General features: G+C 51.3%; 18 protein-coding genes and 2 tRNA genes. 15 read left to right on the plus strand and 5 right to left on the minus strand.

Annotated features, from left to right (window positions below; all coding sequences use genetic code 11):
- The first annotated feature begins 4 nt into the window (after nucleotides 1-4).
- Both N7268_RS18320 and ptsG read left to right on the plus strand, forming a co-directional pair.
- Nucleotides 5-805 (plus strand): metal-dependent hydrolase, encoded by an 801-nt coding sequence (locus tag N7268_RS18320; protein WP_260863980.1) that lies wholly within the window; start codon nucleotides 5-7, stop codon nucleotides 803-805.
- A 289-nt stretch (nucleotides 806-1,094) separates the two neighbouring features.
- Entirely contained in the window at nucleotides 1,095-2,528 is a 1,434-nt protein-coding gene (gene ptsG, locus N7268_RS18325; protein ID WP_260863981.1) for a PTS glucose transporter subunit IIBC, read from the plus strand.
- Between the two features lie 55 nt (nucleotides 2,529-2,583).
- Here the strand turns inward: ptsG and N7268_RS18330 are convergent, their stop codons facing one another.
- From N7268_RS18330 to mtfA, 5 genes are all read right to left on the minus strand, one after another.
- On the minus strand, nucleotides 2,584-4,362 hold the full coding sequence (locus N7268_RS18330) for an aminopeptidase P family protein (protein ID WP_260863982.1): 1,779 nt from the start codon (nucleotides 4,360-4,362) through the stop codon (nucleotides 2,584-2,586).
- Nucleotides 4,363-4,377: 15 nt separating this feature from the next.
- Nucleotides 4,378-5,832, minus strand: coding sequence for an AMP nucleosidase (locus N7268_RS18335; protein WP_198903728.1), 1,455 nt, complete (start codon nucleotides 5,830-5,832; stop codon nucleotides 4,378-4,380).
- 118 nt (nucleotides 5,833-5,950) lie between these two features.
- Nucleotides 5,951-7,264, minus strand: a complete 1,314-nt coding sequence (gene shiA / locus N7268_RS18340; RefSeq protein ID WP_260863983.1) for a shikimate transporter — start codon at nucleotides 7,262-7,264, stop codon at nucleotides 5,951-5,953.
- A 216-nt stretch (nucleotides 7,265-7,480) separates the two neighbouring features.
- A tRNA-Asn gene (locus tag N7268_RS18345) sits at nucleotides 7,481-7,556 on the minus strand.
- Nucleotides 7,557-7,656: 100 nt separating this feature from the next.
- Nucleotides 7,657-8,454 carry a DgsA anti-repressor MtfA gene (gene mtfA / locus N7268_RS18350; protein ID WP_198903730.1) on the minus strand — a complete coding sequence of 266 codons (798 nt, stop codon included), beginning with the start codon at nucleotides 8,452-8,454 and terminating at the stop codon, nucleotides 7,657-7,659.
- Nucleotides 8,455-8,547: 93 nt separating this feature from the next.
- On the opposite strand from mtfA, the gene N7268_RS18355 reads away from it, so the two are divergent.
- The 13 genes from N7268_RS18355 (at nucleotide 8,548) to N7268_RS18415 (ending at nucleotide 23,235) form a co-directional block, all read left to right on the plus strand.
- Nucleotides 8,548-8,637 (plus strand) — tRNA-Ser (locus N7268_RS18355).
- An 826-nt stretch (nucleotides 8,638-9,463) separates the two neighbouring features.
- Entirely contained in the window at nucleotides 9,464-9,961 is a 498-nt protein-coding gene (tssB, locus tag N7268_RS18360; RefSeq protein ID WP_260864697.1) for a type VI secretion system contractile sheath small subunit, read from the plus strand.
- A gap of 33 nt (nucleotides 9,962-9,994) precedes the next feature.
- Entirely contained in the window at nucleotides 9,995-11,542 is a 1,548-nt protein-coding gene (gene tssC / locus N7268_RS18365) for a type VI secretion system contractile sheath large subunit (RefSeq protein WP_198903752.1), read from the plus strand.
- Between the two features lie 18 nt (nucleotides 11,543-11,560).
- Nucleotides 11,561-12,898, plus strand: a complete 1,338-nt coding sequence (gene tssK / locus N7268_RS18370) for a type VI secretion system baseplate subunit TssK (protein ID WP_260863984.1) — start codon at nucleotides 11,561-11,563, stop codon at nucleotides 12,896-12,898.
- Nucleotides 12,895-13,548 (plus strand): type VI secretion system protein TssL, short form, encoded by a 654-nt coding sequence (tssL, locus tag N7268_RS18375; RefSeq protein ID WP_260863985.1) that lies wholly within the window; start codon nucleotides 12,895-12,897, stop codon nucleotides 13,546-13,548. The genes tssK and tssL overlap by 4 nt, the downstream gene beginning before the upstream one ends.
- 3 nt (nucleotides 13,549-13,551) lie before the next feature.
- Nucleotides 13,552-15,276, plus strand: a complete 1,725-nt coding sequence (locus tag N7268_RS18380; RefSeq protein WP_260863986.1) for an OmpA family protein — start codon at nucleotides 13,552-13,554, stop codon at nucleotides 15,274-15,276.
- A gap of 4 nt (nucleotides 15,277-15,280) precedes the next feature.
- Nucleotides 15,281-15,772 carry an Hcp family type VI secretion system effector gene (gene hcp, locus N7268_RS18385; protein ID WP_198903756.1) on the plus strand — a complete coding sequence of 164 codons (492 nt, stop codon included), beginning with the start codon at nucleotides 15,281-15,283 and terminating at the stop codon, nucleotides 15,770-15,772.
- 170 nt (nucleotides 15,773-15,942) lie between these two features.
- The gene (gene tssH, locus N7268_RS18390; RefSeq protein WP_260863987.1) at nucleotides 15,943-18,588 is read left to right on the plus strand and encodes a type VI secretion system ATPase TssH; all 2,646 of its coding nucleotides are present in this window, start codon (nucleotides 15,943-15,945) and stop codon (nucleotides 18,586-18,588) included.
- 14 nt (nucleotides 18,589-18,602) lie between these two features.
- Complete coding sequence (locus tag N7268_RS18395) at nucleotides 18,603-19,169, plus strand: type IV secretion protein Rhs (RefSeq protein WP_260863988.1); 567 nt, start codon at nucleotides 18,603-18,605, stop codon at nucleotides 19,167-19,169.
- Complete coding sequence (locus tag N7268_RS18400; protein WP_260863989.1) at nucleotides 19,163-19,627, plus strand: putative T6SS immunity periplasmic lipoprotein; 465 nt, start codon at nucleotides 19,163-19,165, stop codon at nucleotides 19,625-19,627. The genes N7268_RS18395 and N7268_RS18400 overlap by 7 nt, the downstream gene beginning before the upstream one ends.
- A gap of 25 nt (nucleotides 19,628-19,652) precedes the next feature.
- Nucleotides 19,653-19,943, plus strand: a complete 291-nt coding sequence (locus tag N7268_RS18405) for a hypothetical protein (RefSeq protein WP_260863990.1) — start codon at nucleotides 19,653-19,655, stop codon at nucleotides 19,941-19,943.
- The gene (locus N7268_RS18410) at nucleotides 19,940-22,807 is read left to right on the plus strand and encodes a type VI secretion system Vgr family protein (RefSeq protein WP_260863991.1); all 2,868 of its coding nucleotides are present in this window, start codon (nucleotides 19,940-19,942) and stop codon (nucleotides 22,805-22,807) included. The genes N7268_RS18405 and N7268_RS18410 overlap by 4 nt, the downstream gene beginning before the upstream one ends.
- Complete coding sequence (locus tag N7268_RS18415) at nucleotides 22,804-23,235, plus strand: hypothetical protein (RefSeq protein WP_260863992.1); 432 nt, start codon at nucleotides 22,804-22,806, stop codon at nucleotides 23,233-23,235. Before N7268_RS18410 ends, N7268_RS18415 begins: the two co-directional genes overlap by 4 nt.
- Nucleotides 23,236-23,257 lie beyond the last annotated feature (22 nt).

The following is a 23,257-nucleotide window of genomic DNA, read 5'->3' on the forward strand; positions in this document are numbered from 1 at the left end:
CATTATGTTTTTAGTCGACTCACACTGCCATCTTGATGGCCTGGATTATCACTCTTTGCATAAGGACGTGGATGACGTGTTGGCGAAAGCCGCCGCCCGTGATGTGAAGTTTTGTCTTGCCGTGGCGACAACCCTGCCCGGGTATCGCAGCATGCGTGAACAGGTCGGTTTGCGCGACAACGTGGTTTTTTCCTGCGGCGTGCATCCATTAAATCAGGATGAACCGTATGAAGTAGAGGATCTGCGTCGCTTTGCCGCAGAAGAGGGCGTTGTGGCGATGGGCGAAACCGGGCTGGACTATTTTTACACGCCGGAAACGAAGGTGCGCCAGCAGGAGTCATTTATCCATCATATTCAGATTGGTCGCGAGTTGCAAAAGCCGGTGATCGTCCATACCCGTGATGCGCGTGCCGATACGCTGTCGATTCTACGCGAAGAAAAAGTGACGGATTGTGGCGGCGTACTACACTGTTTTACAGAGGACAGAGAAACTGCGGGCAAGTTGCTGGATCTTGGTTTTTATATCTCATTTTCTGGCATTGTCACTTTCCGTAACGCTGAACAATTACGTGATGCTGCGCGTTATGTTCCTCTGGATCGCTTACTGGTTGAGACCGATTCTCCCTACCTTGCGCCTGTACCGCATCGTGGTAAAGAGAATCAGCCTGCGATGGTTCGTGATGTCGCAGAGTACATGGCCGTATTGAAAGGTGTTGCCCTTGAAGAACTGGCGCAGGCAACCACTGATAACTTTGCCCGCCTGTTTCACATCGACGCATCTCGCCTGCAATCCGCCGTTAGCTGAGTTTTTTTAAAGCTCGTAATTAATAAATAAAGCGAGTAAAGTTCACCGCCGCAAAATGGGCGGTGAATAACCACTTTGAAACATTCGGATACGCATATTATCGGAATGTGCGAATTTTGCGGCCATTCACAGCTGAACTGTGATAACCGTCAAACAAAAACGAAGTGAATTATTTTACTCTGTGTAATAAATAAAGGGTACTTAGATGCCCTGTCCACGGCGAGGTTCTCCCCCCTCGCCAATGCGTGAGAACGTAGAAAAGCACAAATACTCAGGAGCACTCCTAATTATGTTTAAGAATGCATTTGCTAACCTGCAAAAGGTCGGTAAATCGCTGATGCTGCCGGTATCCGTACTCCCGATTGCAGGTATCCTGCTGGGTGTCGGTTCCGCTAACTTCAGCTGGCTGCCAGCCGTTGTATCGCACGTAATGGCAGAAGCAGGCGGTTCTGTTTTTGCAAACATGCCGCTGATTTTCGCTATTGGTGTTGCGTTAGGCTTCACCAACAACGACGGTGTGTCTGCACTGGCTTCCGTTGTTGCCTACGGCATCATGGTGAAAACCATGTCTGTTGTTGCGCCGCTGGTTCTGCATTTACCTGCTGAAGAGATCGCCGCTAAACACCTGGCAGATACGGGTGTTCTCGGGGGGATTATCTCCGGTGCGATTGCAGCGTACATGTTTAACCGTTTCTACCGCATCAAACTGCCTGAGTATCTGGGCTTCTTTGCGGGTAAGCGCTTCGTTCCTATCATTTCTGGTCTGGCTGCCATATTCACAGGTGTGATCCTGTCCTTCGTTTGGCCGCCGATCGGTACTGCGATTCAGACGTTCTCCCAGTGGGCTGCGTATCAGAACCCGGTAGTGGCATTCGGTATCTACGGCTTTGTTGAACGCTGCCTGGTACCGTTTGGTCTGCACCATATCTGGAACGTTCCATTCCAGATGCAGATCGGTGAATACACCAATGCCGCAGGTCAGGTGTTCCACGGTGATATCCCTCGCTATATGGCGGGTGACCCGACTGCGGGTAAACTGTCTGGTGGCTTCCTGTTCAAAATGTACGGTCTGCCGGCTGCTGCTATCGCAATCTGGCACTCTGCTAAACCGGAAAACCGTGCGAAAGTGGGCGGTATCATGATCTCCGCGGCGCTGACCTCGTTCCTGACGGGGATCACCGAGCCGATCGAGTTCTCCTTCATGTTCGTGGCGCCGATCCTGTACATCATCCACGCGATTCTGGCAGGTCTGGCATTCCCGATCTGTATCCTGCTGGGTATGCGTGACGGTACATCGTTCTCTCACGGCCTGATCGACTTTATCGTTCTGTCCGGTAACAGCAGCAAACTGTGGCTGTTCCCGATTGTCGGTATCGGTTATGCGATCATTTACTACACCATTTTCCGTGTGCTGATCAAAGCGCTGGACCTGAAAACTCCGGGTCGTGAAGACGCTACTGAAGAGAGCAAAGCGGGCGCGACTGGCGAAATGGCTCCGGCTCTGGTTGCAGCGTTCGGTGGTAAAGAGAACATCACTAACCTGGATGCGTGCATTACGCGTCTGCGTGTCAGCGTTGCTGACGTTGCGAAGGTGGATCAGGCTGGCCTGAAGAAACTGGGTGCAGCAGGCGTTGTGGTTGCCGGTTCCGGTGTTCAGGCTATCTTTGGGACGAAGTCCGATAACCTGAAAACTGAAATGGATGAATACATCCGTAACAGTTAAGTCGTAAAGAAGTTGGGGAGAACTAAGGCAGCCTGAGGGCTGCCTTTTTTATTGATTAATGCGTCCGGGTACGAATCGGCGCAGTTGCCGCGAACAGCCACGGACGTGCGTCACTGTCCACACGCGGTGACAATGTCTCTCTGACCTGCTGGTGGTAATCATCAATCCACTGCTTTTCTGTTTCGCTCAGCAGATGTAACTCCACCAGACTTAAATCGATAGGTACCAGCGTTAGCGTTGAGAACCGGCAAAAGCCCGGACGACTGTCGATAATCTCGACCTGATTTTCTATGCGGATCCCATATTGCCCGGCCAGATAATATCCCGGTTCGATGGTAATAATGTTGCCCGCGACCAGCGGCCAGGGATTCACTTTCTTAGCGATTCGATGTGGTTGTTCATGGATAAGCAACTGGTGGCCCACACCATGGCCCGTGCCATGATCGTAATCCAGGCCCAGTTCCCAAAGTGCCCGACGGCTGAAGGCATCCAGTTGATGGCCCTGGCTGCCGCTGGGAAATTGCAGCGTTATCAGGGATAAAAAGCCTTTCAACACGGCGGTGTAGTGCAGGCGGCGCTGTGGATCTTGCGGACCAAAGGCGAGGGTACGCGTCGTATCTGTGGTACCGTTTTGATACTGGCCACCGGAATCATTTAAATACATTGCCTGCGAGGTGATTGGCGTATCGGTCTTTTCGCTGGAATGATAATGACACATCGCTGCATTGCTGGCAGACGCTGAAATCGTACCAAAGCTTTGCTCAATAAAACCGGGCTGCTTCTGGCGAAAAGCCAGTTGCATTGCCTGCGCTTTCAGTTCCGTGACGGGGTTACCTGCGGCCTCACGCAAGGGGACTTCATGCGCCAGCCAGGCCAGAAAATTGACCCAGGCTGCGCCATCCTGCTCATGGCATTCACGATACCCCGCCAGTTCGGTCTCATTTTTACACGCTTTCGTTAGGGTAATGGGATCGGGTGCCCAAACCACTTCACCGCCGTGCTGTTCAATAGCAAAACGCAAAGCGACAGGAGCGTAGTCTTTATCAACCAGAAAACGTTTCCCGTGCGCCAGCTGCTGGCAACGGGGCAGGAAATGCTCTTGCGGTGTCAGGGTTAACGTATTCAGCAGAGATTCAGGTAACTGCTTTGTTTTGTTGGCATCAACAAACCACTCAAGCTCGCCTGTACGATGCAGCAGGGCAAAGGAAAAGGGTACGGGAACCATGTTGAGATCTGAACCGCGGACATTGAGCAGCCAGGCGATGTTGTCCGGGAGCGTGATCGCCAGCGCGTCAGCCTGATGCTGAGCGAGCTTATCGATGATGCGGACACGCTTTTGTGCACTGCTTTCGCCGCTTATCTCAACCGGCATTTCCCGGATGATACCGCAGGGTGCTGCCGGGCGATCCTGCCAGATTGTGTCGAAAGGATCGCGCTCCAGCGCGACCAGTTCACAATGGGTCGCCGACAACGATTCGAACTGGCTGTTGACCATTAACAGCGGTTCAAAACCGATGCGCGCCCCTGATTCGACATGCGCCTGTAAATAATCGGCCAGGGGTTCGTCGTGCAGATGGTGAATTTCAAAATCATCCAGGGAGACTTCATTGCGAACCTGGACCTGATAGCGTCCATCGACAAATATTAACGCGCGGTCGCGAAGGACTAACGCCATACCAGCAGAGCCGCTAAAGCCGGTCAACCAGGCCAGTTTATTGTCGTGTGGGGTACAATCCTCGCTCTGATGAGCATCGGCGCGCGGAACAATCATACCATCCAGCCCCTGGGATATCAGAAGATTGCGCAGAGCGGATAGGGGAGTTGAGTTGTGCATAATTACCTTCAGGCCTTAACGGAACGGCGGTTCGTTGAACGTGCGTAATTTACGGGAGTGTAGCCGGTCGCCTTCAGCGCGAAGACGATCGATAGCCCGGATGCCAATCTGCAGGTGCTCGGAAATAGCACCTTCATAAAATCGGTTAGCCTGCCCAGGCAGTTTAATTTCACCGTGAAGCGGTTTATCAGAAACGCACAGTAGCGTGCCGTAAGGGACACGGAAGCGGTAACCCTGGGCAGCGATAGTGGCGCTTTCCATATCGATAGCCACGGCGCGACTGAGGTTAAAGCGTAGCGCAGAGGCTGAGTAGCGTAATTCCCAGTTGCGATCGTCGGTGGTGACGACCGTACCGGTGCGCAAGCGTTGTTTGACTTCTTCTCCGGGCATACCACTGACGTCTTTAGTGGCGTCATACAGTGCACGCTGCACCTCTGCAATGCTCGGAATAGGGATGTCCGGCGGCAGTACGGCATCCAGCACATGGTCGTCACGCAGATAGGCGTGGGCAAGGACATAATCGCCAATCGCCTGGCTTTCACGCAGGCCGCCGCAATGTCCAATCATCAGCCAGACATCCGGGCGAAGAACGGCCAGGTGATCGCAAATAGTTTTGGCATTAGACGGGCCGACGCCGATGTTGACCAGCGTGATTCCCTGACCGTCAGCGGTGATTAAATGCCAGGCGGGCATCTGGTGCTTTTTCCACGCCAGATCGGAGATAGCTTCTTCCGGGGCTTCGGTTTCAGCGGTGATCCAGATCCCTCCCGCACAGGACAGCGCGATATACGGACTGTCTGGATCGAGGATCTGGCTGCATCCCCAGCGTACGAACTCATCAACATAGCGAGTGTAGTTGGTGAACAGAACAAAAGGCTGGAAATGTTCGACTGGCGTACCCGTATAGTGGCGCAGTCGTGCCAGTGAAAAATCGACCCGTCGGGCGTCGAAGTGCGAGAGTGGTGAGAATTCTGCCGGATGATAAATACCGTCTGCGGTTTCATCGCCAATCTGTGACAGTTCAGTCGTAGGGAAATGGCGCGTTAATCCGGCGCTCATGGAGCGGTCAAGCGTCAGTTCAGAGCCGTCGATGACATAGGGATAGGGGATTTCATGCCGTGATGGTTCAACGGAGATATGCGCATCGTAATCCTGGTATAGCAGGGTGAGCTGTTCTTCAAGATAAGGGCGAAAAAGCGACGGACGGGTAATCGTCGTGGTATAGCATCCTGCATGGGTAAAACGACCGTAGGCGCGCGTTTTCGGGGGATTTGTGGCGCTGCCATCCCAGGTTACCGAAAGTGAAGGGTAAACAAAAAGACCTTTATCTCGGGCGATGACGTCAGGAAGTATCCCGGTTTCAATGTACTTGCCAATGGCGCTACGCAGAGCCTTAACCGACTGCTCATACAATGCGTCCAGTTTATCCAGTGCCTGAGCCGGGGTCAGGCTGGAGCCCTTAGTGTTCATGCTTGTCTCCTTGTTCCACAGATGTGCTGCTCTTCCGATAATATGTCACAGAAATGTGAAACAAAAGTCAGTCGTTGAGGAAGAATAGGCGAAGACCTGACGGTCTTCGCGAAATGACTTAGCCACGCGACTTATCTTTCATGAATATCGCGGTGGCGGCGGAAATGAGACAACCTGCCATCAGGTAAATGGCAACACTGTGCCAGTCGCCGCCGAAGAAGGTGACCAATGCTGCGGCGATAAAAGGGGTAAAGCCGCCGCCAACCACGCTGGCAACCTGATACCCCACACCGGCGCCACTGTATCGATAACTCGCGCCAAACAGTTCTGTAAACATAGGCTGTTGTACGCAGACCACCATGTCGTGTGCGATATTTGCCAACATAATCGCAAAGAACACAATCCAGAAGAGGGATTGCGCTTCGAGTGCCATAAAGAACGGAAACGCGCTGAGGGTCCCAACCAACGCTCCGGTAATATAGACCCGACGGCGACCAAAGCGATCGGCAAGCCAGGCAAAGCATGGGATGGTCAGACAGCTCAATCCGCCGACCAATAGCCCGATATTCAGAAACAGTTCACGGTCCAGGCCCAGATTCTGTGTGGAGTAGTTAAGGGCGAAGGCCGTGACAATATACATCGTCAGTAATTCGCACAGGCGCAGGGCGATAATTTTTAAAAATGCCCCTGGATGGCGGGCTAGCGCCTCAATGACCGGCAGTCGCTTATTCACCTGCGGTTGTTCCTGCTGCTGTTCGAACTCCGCTGACTCCTCCATTCTGTTGCGCATCCATAATGCGCCGAGCACCAATACGATGCTAAACAGGAAGGGGATTCGCCAGCCCCAGCTCAGAAATTGTTCATCGGTTGTTTGCGAACTGATCAGAGAGACTAAGCCCGTCGAGAGCAGCAGTCCGACACCGTAACCGACTTGTACGCCACTGCTGTAGAAGGCTTTTTTATTTTTGGGCGCGCTTTCGACAGAAAGTAACGCTGCGCCTCCCCACTCGCCGCCAACGGCAAATCCCTGAATGGCGCGCAGCGTCACCAGCAGAACGGGAGCCCACCAACCGATAGTGTCAAAAGAGGGGATAATACCAATCAGCGCCGTGGCGATGCCCATCATCCAGACGGTGAGCATCAGCATACGCTTACGACCGAGGCGATCGCCAAAGTGCCCGAAGATTATCCCGCCTAATGGACGAAACAAAAAACCGACGCCAAAGGTAGCAAATGCTGCGAGCGTGCCCATCGCAGGGCTGATTTGTGGGAAAAACTCGCGGTTAAAGACAAGGGCGGCAGTGATGCCATAAAGCAGAAAATCATACCAGTCGACAACGGCACCCGCGAAGCTGCCAAGTGCTGCACGTCGGGCGCGGGTAAGCGAAGATGAGTCCTCCTGAGGACCCGTGGAGATGAGGGTGGAATCCATAACTGTCCTGTCTGTACTGTTTTTTTTAATTATTAGTATCGAAATTAGGTTACGCACATTGCAGTCGATATATTAACGACAGTGATGAGACTACCGCGACAGGCGGAAAGAGAAAACGATTTTATCCCTCACCGGAGGGCAAGATGAAAAATAAGACGATTGGGAAAGCTAAAAAGCAAAAAGCCCGCTCAGTTTCCTGAGCGGGCTTCTTAAATTTGGCTCCTCTGACTGGACTCGAACCAGTGACATACGGATTAACAGTCCGCCGTTCTACCGACTGAACTACAGAGGAATCGTGTGAACGAGGCGCATATTACTGACCTCGCCATATCGTGTCAACAGTAAAATTAGCACGTCATTTCAATTGGTTAATTAATCTGCAAAACTCGATATTAATGCACATTTGATGAGCGATAATCATCATTATCCCGGTTGTCGCGTAATCTCTGCATTGGGTTCTGGCGGTAAAACTGGAAGAAACGTTGCCATAATGCGGGGAAACGTGGGGCAAATAATTCGGGGGCGCTGAAAAAGTACTCGGATAATACCGCGAAACATTCGGCAGGATCGGTTGCTGCGTATGCATCTATACTGCACGCGGTTTCACCGACCAGGTCGATTTCATCCTGAATATTGTTCATTGCGGCATGCAGATCATGCTCCCAGTTAGCAATATCTCGCAGAGGGATCGATGGGATACCGTTGGCGCGATCGCCGTTACGCATATCGAGTTTATGCGCTACTTCGTGAATAATCAGATTGAAACCAGAGGCATCGAAGGAGTCCTGAATATCGAGCCAGTTAAGGATCACCGGACCCTGCTGCCAGCTCTGCCCGGACTGAACCACGCGTTGGTTGTGTACAAGGCCAATATCGTCCTCCCACTCGTCATCCACAACGAACGGGGCAGGGTAAATGAGTACCTCGTGAAAACCATCAAGCCACTCAATACCTAATTCCAGAACAGGTAAACAGAAAAGCAGAGCAATACGCGCGCTTTTAAGTGGATCCAGCTCAAATCCCTGCAGTGCTACCAACCTTTTTTGCTGTAAAAAGCGCTCAGCCAGGGCAATAAGTCTGGCTTGTTCTTGCTCAGTGAGATTCACCAGAAGAGGGATTGCCAGGGCGTCATCCCACGGCCAGTCATCATTTCGGGTCGTTTCTTGCTCTTTCCAGGGCCACTTAATCATCGTTTTGCTCGCAAACTCGTCACTTGAACGAAATTGACGGAACGGGTTCTGTTAAAATGCCAAATTACCTGGCATTATGGCAACCATCAACACGGAGAGATGCCAGAGCGGCTGAATGGACCGGTCTCGAAAACCGGAGTAGGGGCAACTCTACCGGGGGTTCAAATCCCCCTCTCTCCGCCACTACAGCACCTTACCCCACTGAATCACACACCTTTTAGCGTAAATCTCATCTTTCAGTATGCCATTCATCTTGGATTTGCTCAGTATCGTCCTGGGATCTCCTGGACAAACTGACTGCAAAACACGTTATCACTTAGCAGGCATTCAAGGTAGAGCTTTGCCAGCAAGTCATTCATTTTGTGAACTAAGTCGTATTACGTAACCGGTATGCATGCTGCTGCATGAGAACGTGTTCTGGCGACGAAGATAATGCCGAAGAGGTATATGGCTTTGTGCCGTGAGGAAGAGCGGATTCGCTTATTATTGTGATGTGAAATCTGAAAGTCTATTAAGACATTTCTCTATTCTTGACGGATAATTCTTATATATTCCGCTCATCTTTCATCGTTTCATCTGGATTCTATTTAAGATTCTCACCACGCATCTTATCTCTGCCTTGAATCTTTCTTCTGTCTATTTTTCATTTATGAATTTGATAAATTCAGATGGGTTTACTCTTTTCAATTCCTATTTGTGAGATATTTCTTATTTTTTGGTTTTTAAATTATCGGTATTGATTGAAATCAATTTCATATCATTTTCATAACAATATGCCAGTGATTACTGTTCTTGTGAAATATATAACCGATATTTATACGAAAAAGAGTCGCGATGCTCTGGTTTTCAGTATGTTTTCCTGACTTTATCAGAGTAAAATTCTTAGTTTTAGTCCAATAATAGATCTTCGATCTGTCAATTTGATAAATGCATGCATAATGTTCTATCATTGCGTGCCAGTAGTTGTAGTATGAATAATATTCAAAATGACAAACAGAGGGATGAACTGATGGCTGACAGCTTCCAGAGTGAAGTGCCGAAGGCGCGTATAAATTTAAAACTGGATTTGCATACAGGCGGTGCGAGTAAGAAGACAGAGTTGCCACTGAAATTATTGGTTACAGGCGATTTTAGTAACGGTCAGGATGCGTCACCGGTATCAGAAAGAGATAAGATCGATATTAATAAGAATAATTTTAACAGTGTTCTTTCTGAATATTCTCCAAAAATTAATCTCACAGTAGAAAATACTTTAGCGGGAAATGGCAGTGAGGAAAATATCCGTCTGTGCTTTCGGGATATGAATGATTTTACGCCTGAACAGGTGGCCCGTCAGATCCCTCAACTTAAAGCCATGCTGGCTATGCGCAATCTTCTGCGCGATCTGAAAGCGAATCTCCTGGATAACCAGACTTTCCGAAAAGAGCTTGAAAAAATCCTGATTGACCCTGCGTTAAGTGCTGAATTACGCAGTGAATTGTCTGCTCTGGCGCCTGAACAGCCCTGAACACTAGCTATGTATTAACGGATTCATTAAGGAATGCTGATGTCTGTAAAGAATGAAAATGCGAGTGCTGGCGAAAGCATCGTGCTGGAGCACCCGGCTACAGGTGGGGTCTACGCCTCCCTGTTCGAAAAAATCAACTTAAGTCCGGTATCAAAACTGAGTGCCCTTGATATCTGGCAGGATAGTCAGGCGATGTCGGATGCGACAGCAGATGAGCGTCTGACGGCAGGGATGCAAGTTTTTCTGGAATGCCTGAGCAAAGCGGGTTCAACGGTCGATAAACTCGACAAAACACTGATTGATCATCATATCGCCGAACTGGATTACCAGATTAGTCGCCAACTGGATGCTGTTATGCATCACAAAGCGTTTCAGGATGTCGAATCTCTATGGCGTGGCGTGAAATCACTGGTGGATAAAACCGATTTTCGCCAGAACGTGAAAATTGAGCTGCTGGATCTCTCCAAAGAGGATTTACGTCAGGACTTTGAGGATAGCCCGGAGATCGTTCAAAGCGGGCTTTACCTGCAAACGTATGTTGCAGAGTACGACACGCCAGGTGGTGAGCCCATTGGTGCGGTTATCTCTGCATATGAGTTTGACGCATCCGCGCAGGATGTGGCGTTACTGCGTAATATTTCTAAAGTCTCTGCTGCTGCACATATGCCTTTTATTGGTTCCGCGGGACCAAAGTTCTTTCTCAAGGATTCGATGGAAGACGTGGCGGCGATTAAAGACATCGGCAACTACTTTGACCGCGCTGAGTACATCAAATGGAAATCCTTTCGTGAAACAGACGATTCACGCTATATCGGTTTAGTGATGCCGCGGGTGCTTGGGCGTCTGCCTTACGGCCCGGACACCGTGCCAGTACGTAGCTTCAACTATATAGAGGAAGTGAAAGGCCCGGATCACGATAAATATTTGTGGACCAATGCCTCGTTCTCCTTCGCCGCCAATATGGTGCGCAGCTTTATCAATAATGGCTGGTGCGTGCAGATTCGTGGGCCGCAGGCTGGTGGTGCAGTGCAGGATTTACCCATCCATTTGTACGATCTCGGCACAGGTAATCAGGTGAAGATCCCTTCAGAGGTGATGATCCCGGAAACCCGCGAGTTTGAATTTGCCAATCTGGGCTTTATCCCACTGTCATATTACAAAAATCGTGATTATGCCTGCTTCTTCTCTGCAAACTCGACCCAGAAACCTGCGTTGTACGATACGGCGGACGCCACGGCAAACAGTCGTATTAATGCGCGCCTGCCTTATATTTTCCTGCTGTCACGTATTGCGCATTACCTGAAGCTGATTCAGCGTGAAAACATTGGCACCACCAAGGACCGCCGACTGCTAGAACTGGAGCTCAATACCTGGGTACGCAGCCTGGTCACTGAAATGACCGATCCGGGTGATGAGTTGCAGGCATCACATCCGCTGCGTGATGCAAAAGTTACGGTGGAAGACATTGAAGACAACCCCGGTTTCTTCCGCGTGAAGCTGTATGCAATCCCGCATTTCCAGGTCGAGGGTATGGATGTCAATCTGTCACTGGTTTCCCAGATGCCGAAGGCCAAGTCTTAAGGCGAGGGGAAATCAGGGATGAAAATTTTTCGCCCACTTTGGGAGGATGGGGCTGCTCTGGCCCCGCAACAGTTCCAGCAGCAAGCTCGTTGGAACGCACATATTGCCGATACGGTCGCAGGGATGGGGATTTCCCATCCCTGGGGCGTGGTGAATGTTGAATTTGATGATGCCGCACTGGCGTTGTCGCGCCTGAATACCATCCGTCTGGTTGTGCGTTTTCAGGACGGTACGATTGTCGATACGGACCTGGCGGATAACCTTCCGCCGGTTTGCGATTTATCCGCTGCAAACGGCAGCGAGGCCGTTGAGGTCGTTGTGGCATTGCCGCTACTGAGTGCCAGTGGCGGCAATCTGGATAATGGTCAGGACAGTGAGCGCCCGCGTCGCTGGAAAGCCGAACGTATTGTAGTCCAGGATCTGGCAGGCCATGAAAGTGGTGAACTGTCCATATTACGTAATGCCGTCACCCTGCGCTTATCCACGCAGGAAAATACGGCATGGTTGACCTGCCCAGTGGCTCGTCTGGCTCGTAATGCTCAAGGGCATTGGAGTCGAGACTTGTCGTTTATCCCGCCGATGTTATCCGTTGCTGCAAGCCCTGTGTTGGTGGCTGAACTGGGCGATCTGCTGGTTCGTCTGCAAGCTCGCCGCCGGCGTCTGATGGCAATGCGTCGGGAAAGTAACGCGCGTTTGGCCGATTTTGCGGTCGCTGATGTCTCTCTGTTCTGGCTGCTCAATGCTCTGAACAGCGCTGAGCCCGTACTGGCAGAATTGTTGCAGAGCCCGGGGCGCCACCCTGAACTCTTCTATCGTGAACTGACCCGTCTTGCCGGCAGCCTGTTGACGTTTTCGCTGGAGCATGACACCGGGGATATTCCTGCTTATCAGCACGAAGAACCTGAACGCGTGTTTCCACCGTTGCTGGCGTTACTCGATAAGCTGCTGGAAGCCAGTCTGCCATCGCGTGTGATAAGCATTCAGCTTGAGCATCAGGAACAGATGTGGAAAGGCTCGCTGCATGATGCGCGCCTGCGCGAAGGGGCGGATTTCTACCTCTCTGTACGTTCATCCATGCCAAATCACGAACTCCAGACTAAATTTCCGCAACTGTGTAAGGCAGGCAGCTTTGAGGATGTCTCGGATGTTGTAAATGTGGCCCTGAGCGGGATGGTGATCAAACCTCTGTCGCATGTGCCTGTGGCAATCCCTTTACGCCTGGAGAACCAGTATTTCTCACTGGATCTGAGCTCAGATGCGGCCCGGTCAATGCTTGAAATGGCAAGTTGCACCTTCTACACCCCGCGTTCACTGGGGGATGTGAAACTTGAACTCTTTGCGGTGCTGCGTACATGAATAAATCCACTTTCAGACAGATAGAACAGATCTTCTACCCTGGCTGGCTGATGGTCAGCCAGTTGCGGGGTGGGCAGGAAGTCCGGGATGGTGAAGGGCTCTACCGCCGGGCGTGCCGACTGGTTCAGGAAGCACGTACTGCGTTGGCGGATGCAGGCTACAGCGATATCAGCCGTGATCATATGATCTACGCGCTATGTGCCTTGCTTGATGAAAGCGTCCTGAACAGAGGAACTACCGATGATGGTTACCTGATCTGGCGACGCGACCCGCTGCAGGCTCATTTCTTTGGTACGTTGAACGCAGGTGAGGAATTGTGGGAGCGCATCCGCGATTTGCTCAAAGAGACTGCGCCGGACACGGCAGTATTGACCTGTATGTACCGCACTCTTCAACTGGGATTCGTTGGCCAGTACCGGGCTCAGGACGATGAGCGTCGTGAAGACGTGGTACGAGCGCTGAGTGAGCGGGTGCCCGCTTTTACGCTGGCGCAGGATGCCCCGGTTGTTGTAAGCGCCTCTGGTCTGCACAGTGGTCGCCGTCTTTACTGGCTCTCCTGGTTCCTCGGGGCGGCGGTACTGGCTGCGATGTGGTTCTTCCTCTCTTCTTCTCTCACCGAACTGGTGAGCCAGACGGTCAGGCCGGGGTAAACGATGCGCGATGTTTACCAGAGTCTGTTAACCGCCCTCGGCGCTGTTTTGGCGCTGTGGCTTATCCTTGGCTTCTGGCCGCTGTCAGTGGGCAGTCGTGTGGCGTTAAGCCTGCTGGTTACTCTGGTATGTGGAGTAATGCTCTGGCACCAGAATCGGGCATACAGAACAAGAATACAGGCAATTAGAGATATCGAGGACGACAGTCTGCCGCCGGAGGATTTTCACGGAGCAGTCATTCTGGTTTGCGGTGATAACACTGCGCTTTTCGCTAACGGTTCGCGGCATCGCGAGACTCGTCAGGGCTGGTATCTGTGGGTAAAAGATGCAGAACAACTCCCTTTGCTGGTCCAGCATTTATGTCAGGTACGTCCGGCGCTGGTTACGCAGATTTCGACAATGCTTGCTGTGCTGCCAGAATGTCACACATCGAACGATGATTTTACTCAGAGTTTACGGGGCTGGCAGCGAGCAGTGGTGCAGTGTCGCGCTGCGCTTGGCCGACTCCCGCCGCTGTGGACGATAACCTGGGTATCACCTCCTGCAGCCTGCCGGGATGCCGAGCCGGTCTGGTTTAGCACTGTCAGCAACCGTGCGGGTATTGAGGTGTATCGGCCCGGGCAGGGCAACCAGCCACTGACAGACTGGACGCGTGAAACGGAGGCAGGGGAACGGCTGTCCCGACTGAGTCAGGGGCTGTGGCTTGACAGTCTTTTAGCCTGGCAGGCTATTGCAATCAACAGTGTGCTTTCTGTTCGCCAGGGTGAACTGCCGGCCCTGAAACCCTGCGCCCAGGGGGTATGTCTGGTACCGGTCAACGGTGTCGCCAATAACCTCTGGCAACAGCACATTGCCGCCATCACAGCGCTGCAACCTGATATCGCGGTCAGCGCTGAGCCCTTACCGCTGCCCGAACAGCTTTTGCCTGTACTACCACGTCGTCGTGGTGTCAGCCGTCGGATGGTGTTCTGGCGTTACGCTGGGCTGCTGGGAAGTTGTTTTCTTGCGCTGGCGATGCTTGCGTCGTGGGTGAATAACCAGCGTCTTATCCGCAATGTCGGAGACCATCTTGCGTTATACCACCACCTCACAGGCACGCCGACTGCACCTAAACTCCGCGCGCAACAGCGTCTTCGGGCCGACGGCGCACTGCTGGATGACTGGCAGCGTCGAGGTGAACCCGTTCGCTATCGCCTTGGTCTGTATCAGGGGTTGCGTCTGGTGCCTGCGGTGGAAGCTGCCGTGAATAACTGGGCACCACCACCTCCTCCTCCACCGGTGATCAAAAAAATTGTCCAGGGACCACAAACCCTTCGTCTGGACAGTATGTCGCTGTTTAGCTCTGGCAAATATGACCTTAAGCCGGGCTCCACGAAGTTGCTGATCAACTCGCTGGTCGGCATTAAAGCCAGACCTGGCTGGCTGATAGTGGTGGCTGGACATACCGATAACACTGGCAATCCCGGGCTCAATCAGACGCTGTCTTTGAAACGCGCTGAAGCGGTGCGCAACTGGATGCGCGACACCGGTGATGTGCCCGAAAGCTGTTTTGCGGTGCAGGGCTATGGCGAAGGCCGCCCACTCGCAACCAATGACACGCCGGAGGGCCGTGCGCTTAATCGTCGTGTCGAAATCAGTCTGGTGCCACAGGCGAATGCCTGCCAGGTCCCGGACAAAACCCCCGCGTCATCTCAGGATGATGACGCATCACTACATAATGGAGAGTAATTCCATGGCAATTCCAGTTTATCTTTGGTTGAAAGACGATGGTGGCGCGGATATCAAAGGATCTGTGGACGTTCAGGATCGTGAAGGCAGCATCGAAGTGGTTGCTCAGGAACATAACCTGTACATCCCGACAGACAATAATACGGGCAAGCTGACCGGTACCCGTATCCACACTCCGTTCCTGTTTACGAAGGAAATCGATTCCTCAAGCCCCTATCTGTACAAGGCGGTGACTACCGGGCAGACCCTGAAGTCGGCAGAGTTCAAATGGTACAGAATCAACGATGCGGGTCAGGAAGTTGAATATTTCAACACCAAACTTGAGAACGTGAAAGTGGTGAAAGTGGCGCCGAAAATGCACGACATCAAAGATCCGGGCTTCGAGAAGCATAACCACCTTGAGCAGATCGAACTGCGCTACGAAAAAATCACCTGGACCTATAAAGACGGCAACATTATTCATTCCGATTCCTGGAACGAACGCGCTACCGCGTAACGTCGATGCGGACAGGATTTCCTGTCCGCAGTTTTTTGCTGAGCGTCTGTTATTGCGGGCATTCAGCAAAGAATCACATAAATCTGCCTGACCTGATGCGCTTGGGTTCCTTAAAAAGAAGGAAAGCGATGGGCGGTAGCATGTCCAGGAACCGATAAAGAGAGAGACTCATGGAAAATCCAGCCATCCTGCTTCGTCGTCTTAACCCTTACTGTGCCCAGGCACTGGAAGGCGCGGCCTCCTTGTGTCAGACCCGCGCACATGCGGAAATTCTGCCTGAACACTGGCTACTCAAACTACTGGAACAAGGAGAGGGCGACTTGACGGTGCTGGCGCGCCGCTACGAATGGGATATTGATGCGGTATGGCAGGAGATGCTTGCCTGGCTGGATACTCTGCCACGCTCGGTACGTGGTCGCCCACAACTTTCTGACTCTCTTCAGATGCTGATGCAGGAAGCCTGGCTGCTGGCATCACTGGCGGGTGAAGAACATATCCGCAGCGTACACCTGCTGATGGTTCTGGCGAGCAAACCTACGCTGGCGCGCTGTAACGGTCTTTGGCCATTGTTAACGTTGGGGCAAAGCCAGTTGGATCGCCTGCGTCCGCTCCTGGACGCTCAGTCTGAAGAACGCCCAGAGGTACAGTCTGATGTCAGGCTTCAGCAGAACTCAGGAGGAGAGGTGACATTCGTCGGTCGCCCGGTTGGCGTGGTGTCAGAAGGCGAACGTGATCCTGCGCTTCAGAACGCGCTGGATAAATTTACTCTTGATGTGACGGCAAAAGCCAGTGAGGGCTGTATCGACCCGGTGTTTGGGCGTGATACAGAAATTCGGCAGATGGTGGATATTCTCTCTCGTCGGCGTAAAAACAACCCGATTCTGGTAGGCGAACCTGGCGTCGGTAAAACGGCGCTGGTGGAGGGGCTTGCGCTCAGAATCGTAGAAGGTAACGTACCGGAGAGTTTGAAATCCGTCACGCTGCGTACCCTTGATCTGGGTCTGTTACAGGCGGGGGCTGGCGTAAAAGGTGAATTTGAGCAGCGCCTGAAAAATGTTATTGATGCCGTACAGCAATCACCGACACCTGTTCTACTGTTTATCGATGAAGCGCACACCATTATTGGTGCAGGCAATCAGGCGGGGGGCGCAGATGCCGCGAATCTGCTGAAACCTGCGCTGGCACGGGGTGAGTTGCGAACTATCGCTGCCACCACCTGGAGTGAATATAAGCAGTATTTCGAGCGTGATGCGGCGCTTGAGCGCCGTTTTCAGATGGTGAAAGTGGACGAGCCTGATGATGAAACGGCTTGCCTGATGCTCAGAGGACTGAAATCGCGTTACGCCGAACACCACAATGTACATATCACTGATGGTGCGATTCGTGCAGCAGTGACGTTATCGCGACGCTATCTGACGGGGCGGCAGTTACCGGACAAAGCGGTCGATCTGCTCGACACCGCTTCTGCCCGGGTGCGGATGAGTCTCGACACTGTGCCGGAAGAGATCACCCGCCTGAAGACGCAGTTAACGTCGCTCGGTATGGAGATGCAGGATTTACTGGAAGATATCGCTCTTGGCAGCAATCAGCACGGTGAGCGTCTGGGCATTATTGAGCGACAGCGTGCGGAGCTTGAAAATACACTGGAGTGCCAGGAGGCGCGTGTCATTCAGGAACGGGAGGTCGTACAGCAACTGATAGAGTGTCGTCAGGACATCAGTCGCCAGGTCGATATCCACACGTTACAGGTGCAGCTGAAAGAAATTCAGCAGCATGGCGCGCTGATTCAGTTGGATGTGGATACCCGCACTGTTGCCAATGTCATCGCCGACTGGACCGGGGTGCCACTCTCATCATTAATGAAAGACGAACAGACGGAATTGTTGGCGTTGGAAGCTGAAATGGGGAAACGGGTTGTGGGGCAGGACACTGCGTTGACCGCTATTGCCAGACGTCTGCGTGTAGCTAAAACCGGTTTGACATCAGAGAACGGACCTCAAGGCGTGTTCCTGCTGGTTGGCCCGAGCGGGGTGGGCAAAACCGAAACCGCGCTGGCGCTGGCCGATATGCTGTACGGGGGAGAGAAGTCCCTTATCACTATTAATCTGTCGGAATATCAGGAACCGCACACTGTCTCCCAATTGAAAGGTTCGCCTCCGGGCTACGTCGGTTATGGCCAGGGCGGTATCCTGACTGAAGCGGTACGCAAGCGTCCTTACAGTGTGGTGCTGCTCGATGAAGTGGAGAAAGCCCACAGAGATGTGATGAACCTGTTCTACCAGGTCTTCGACCGTGGTTTTATGCGCGACGGCGAAGGGCGTGAAATCGACTTTCGTAACACCGTTATTCTGATGACCTCAAACCTCGGCAGCGATCACCTGATGCAGTTGCTGGAAGAAAAACCGGAAGCCACGGAAGGCGACCTGCACGAACTGCTGCGCCCGATCCTGCGTGACCACTTCCAGCCTGCGCTGCTCGCCCGCTTCCAGACCGTGATTTACCGCCCGCTGGCTGAGAACGCGATGCGTTCTATCGTGGAGATGAAACTTAGCCAGGTCAGCAAGCGTCTGAACCGCCACTACGGCCTGACCACGGATATCGACAAGAGTTTGTATGACGCATTGACCGACGCCTGTCTGTTGCCGGATACCGGTGCGCGAAACATCGATAGTCTGTTGAATCAACAGATTCTGCCGGTGCTAAGCCAGCAGCTTCTGACGTATATGGCGGCGAAACAGAAGCCGACTTCACTGACATTGGGCTGGAGTGAGGAAGAGGGGATTGGGCTTGCATTTTCAGGCGCAGCTGAACGCTAATCCGGGGGCAGGGAATGACCATTCATGATGTTAGCAAGAAAAAAAAGAAGAACGATAAGAAACAAAGCGACGACTCCGTCAGAAAACTGACCTCCGGGGAAGTAGCCTTAGCCAGAACGGTATTCGGCAACCGGATCGATTACGAGAAGGTAAAAATCCATCGCGGTAGCTATCTGCCATTTGGGTTGCAGGATGAACATACCGCCATGACGCCTAATGGTGAAATATATTTCCGGTATTGGTATCGCGATGACTTCTCAAAAAGTTTGCCATTTTTACGTCATTTATTTATTCATGAAATGAGTCATGTCTGGCAGAGAGAGAAGGGAATGAACGTCATTGCCAGAGGATTGATAAGCTGGTTGGTGAGCTATCGGTATGTGCTCGATGGACGACTGTTAAGCGAATATCCAATGGAACAACAAGCTCAAATAATTGCAGATAATTTTGCTTTGCAAAGTGAAGGGTATTACGGCTGGTTAAAATTGAGGATTGACCATAGTATAACGTTAGATGGCGATATTTCTGAGTCTTTCATTAAACAAGGGTATAAAACCGCGTTAAGAGGATTTCCATGGTGATTCCGATAATTTTTCGGGTTCTGCGAACAAGCCTGTTTTTTATTATATGTTTGCAAACCTTAACCGGATGTCCGGGGCCTGGTGACAGACTGGAGCCAGATGAGGAGGGGTATATTATTTTTAATAATGGGAGTGTTTGCTTCTCTGTCAATGGTGGCGATGACTACGTATTAAAGTACATATCTATTAATCCTCGAGGAACAAACTCCAAAGATGAAAAAATAATATTCAGCCCACAGTTGCAGATAAATAATGAATTGCTTTGTATTCCACCATCGTTTTATAAATTCAATAAAGATGGTCAGTATTTCATTCAGGCCAGCTTTGCCTCTTTAAGGCATACAGACCGTCCTCGACGTATTGTTTCAGCGCTGGAGGTGAGTAAAGGCGTGGTTCATAGCATACGACCCAACGATATGGAGATCCTAAGGCCGTATGATGAAATAATTAAGAATTGATGAATAGCAGTATCGGAGGTAAGTAATGAAAGTAATTTACTTTATTGTGCTCGTTATTGCCGTCGTGCTGTTTGTTCTGGATAGCTTTATATTCAAGTCTATTAAGCACGTAATACAGATTAGCGGTGATGGCAAATACAGCATGAATAATTTTGAAATGCTCGTGTTGCTGGTTAAAACCCTTGCCTGCGTCCTCGGGATTGGAGCTGCAATCACTTTTTTTCGTACTCGCAGAGTACCCTTGATTAAACCTGTTACTTGCCTGTTGGCAAGAAAGTCATGGACTGCAAGTTATCCCATGGAGTCAACATCATGAGTCTGACAGATACGCTTAAGAACACCCTGTCTGCGCTAACTGAAGGCGGACTGAACCGCTACCGCCTGGATATTCCGTCCTGCACAGCCTCACTGGATGTGGAAGAGTTTAACGGTAATGAGTTCATGAGCGAGCTTTATACCTATACCATCATATTTACCAGCAGCGATCAGAATATCAGTTCAGCGCAACTGCTGACCAGGCCTGCCACGCTGACCATGGGAACCGGACCACTGTTGGGGCTGACTGGGCAGAAAGTGGTACATGGTGTGGTGACGCATTTTAAGCGTATTTGTGGTTCGCGCGACCAGGCGTCATACCAGATTATTATTGAGCCGTTCCTGTCTTTGCTGCGCAAGCAATTTCGTACCCACCGTTTTTTTGTTAATAAGTCGGTACCGGAAGTGGTTGCAGAGGTGCTCACGGAACATGGCCTTAAAGGCTGGGAGTATGAGTTTACCCTCAAAGCCGACTATCCAAAGCGCGAACAGATTAACCAGTATCAGGAAAACGACCTCGATTTCATTGAGCGTCTGCTGGCCGAGGTGGGGATATTCTACTTCTTCACCCTGCAGCCTGACACGCAGACAGAGGTGGTGCACTTCGCGGACAAGCAGAGCGCCTGGACGTTCGGTAAAACGCTGCCGCTCAACAGCCCGTCGGGAATGAATGACAATGCGGCGGATGCAGTATGGGGTGTCAATGTCCGGCATAATGTGGTGGAGCGTTCGGTCACGGCCAGTGACTATAACCACCGGGCGGCCCAGAATGTCCTGACTTCCGTTCCGGCGGACATGACCCGCAGCGACGGGGAAGGGAACACCTACGGCGATGTGTATCATTACCGCCCGCGTCACCTTGAACGTGGCGACAAAATTACGCCGGCGGCAGAAACCGGTAATTTCTGGGCGCGCCTGGAGCATGAGCGTTTTCTGTCCGGACAGACGACTATCAGCGGATACAGCAATGATGCCCTGCTTTCTCCGGCCCAGGTGCTGACCATCAGTGAACGAGTGGTACCGCCGACACTGCCATCAGAAACGGACAACGGTATTATCATTATCCGCACGGGCTATATAGCCAGTCGTAAAGATGCCCTGATCGTGATGTGGGAGGGGATGCCTTATTACGAGAACCGCTGCTGGCGTCCTGCCGCTAAAAAGCGCCCGGTAGTGAGCGGTACCCTGACGGCCCGTGTTACCAGCGCCAGGGATAACGATATCTATGCCTGGCAAGATGCGTCGGGCATGTACCGGGTGAAATTCGATGCTGACCGCGACGATAAACGCCAGGGCATGGAAAGTATGCCGGTGCGTTTTGCCAAGCCTTACGGCGGGGACAAATACGGCTTTCACTTCCCGCTGATACAGGGCACTGAAGTCGCCATTGCGTTCCATGAGGGCGATCCGGACCGCCCGTATATTGCCCATGCGCTGCACGATTCCCGGCACGTGGACCATGTCACTGAAGCCAACAGCATGCGCAATGTTATCCGTACAGCCGGCCTGAACAAGCTGCGGATGGAGGACAAACGCGGTGAAGAGCACGTCAAGCTCAGTACTGAGTACGGGGGTAAAACGCAGCTCAATTTAGGCCACAACGTCAATGCTTCCAGGGTTCTTCGTGGCGAGGGGGCGGAGTTGCGCACTAACGACTGGGTCAGCGTCCGTGGTGGTAAGGGAGTTCTGCTTACTGCAGATGCTCAGCCTGACGTCGGCAGTAAAATGCTTGAAATGGACAGGGCTGTAGAACAACTGGAGCAGGCACTCACGCTGGCAAGAAGCCTCCAGGCAGCTGCGAAAGGGGCACAGGCAACGGTATGTGATATCGACAGCCAAAAGACGCTTAACAGCTCACTGAAATATCTGAAAATGCCAGGAATGCTGGCCAGTGCACCTGCTGGTATAGGCATTCTCAGTCCTGAGGCTGTCCGGCTTGCTTCAGGCGGGGCAAGTATTGGCCTCATGTCAGGTAAAAACACCGATATCAGCACCGGGCAATCGTTCACTGTAGCGGCAAGCGAGGCTGTAAGTTTGTTTGCACAGGCCGCAGGAATGAAAATGTATGCCGGGGCAGGGAAGGTTGATATTCAGGCACAAGCTGACGCCATGAATGTCTCAGCATTACAGGACATCACTGTCGCCAGTGGTCAGGGGAGCGTGAAGGTAAATGCCAGCAAGGAACTGATTTTAAGTTGCGGTGGTGCTTATATAAAGCTTAGCGGCGGGAATATTGAACTGGGATGTCCGGGGAATATTTTGCTGAAAGCGGCCAATGTTAACCAAACGGGACCAGCAACACTTGATACTCCGCCTCTTACTTTCCCTAAGGGGTATGGTGGAACGTTTACTGTTACCGATCCTGAATCAGGGGATATCAAACCATTCACCAATTATAGAGTAACCTCTCCAGATGGTGAGGTGCTTGAAGGAATATCTGACTCGTCAGGGAAGACTGCACCGTTTTACTCATCGACACCTGGTAATGTAAAAATTGAGTTTCCGCGTGAGCAAAAGGATGAAGGACCTGGGCATTGGGTTACTGTTGATCATGATTATCACGGGTTGAAGAATACTGCAATTATGGCAATCAACCGCTTAACTTCTATGGGAGATGAGGGGCGTGTTTTTGGTTCAGAAGGGAAGGACTATATGAATACGAAAAGAGATAAAATCCAGGAATGGCAGCCTTTGCCATCTGATGCTACAGACGAAATAGCGCAGCAATCAGCTGTACGTCGTTATGGAGAACAGAGAAAAGTAACGCAAACCTTTCTTGAAGGTGACGACGCTTGGGCTGTTACAGGTCAGTCGTGGCATTGGCAACCAGTTATCGCTGATGATGTCTATGAGGGGAACAAATGAAAGTAATCTTAAAACGAAAACATGTACTATATTTTTGGGCTGTTTTTGATCTCTTTTACATTGTCAGATTTATCTGGTTGAACATCTCTCAGGGACGAATTCCTTTAATTGATGATATATTGTCTTTTAGCAATATTTATCCACAGCAAGGTGCATATTCTTTAGTCCTTTTTTTATTTTCATTGCTGCTTAATATATCAATTATTTTTTCTGCTGTAATGTTCTTAAAAAAGTGGAAATATGTAAGTTGGATAGTTCATTTTCAAACGCCATTCAGACTATTTTTCATGAACCCTTCTATTTCAATATTGCCATGGATGTTCAAAACTATGTCAATCAAAGTTGGCGCGATGTTTCTTGCCGCTGTATTCTTATCAGAGATAATTAAGGTTGGGACATTTTATCTTACAAGAGAAAAGAGCTCATGAATTTTTTAAATCTGAATAAAGA

Source organism: Citrobacter sp. Marseille-Q6884 (genome assembly GCF_945906775.1).
In the GTDB taxonomy this organism is placed as follows: domain Bacteria; phylum Pseudomonadota; class Gammaproteobacteria; order Enterobacterales; family Enterobacteriaceae; genus Citrobacter.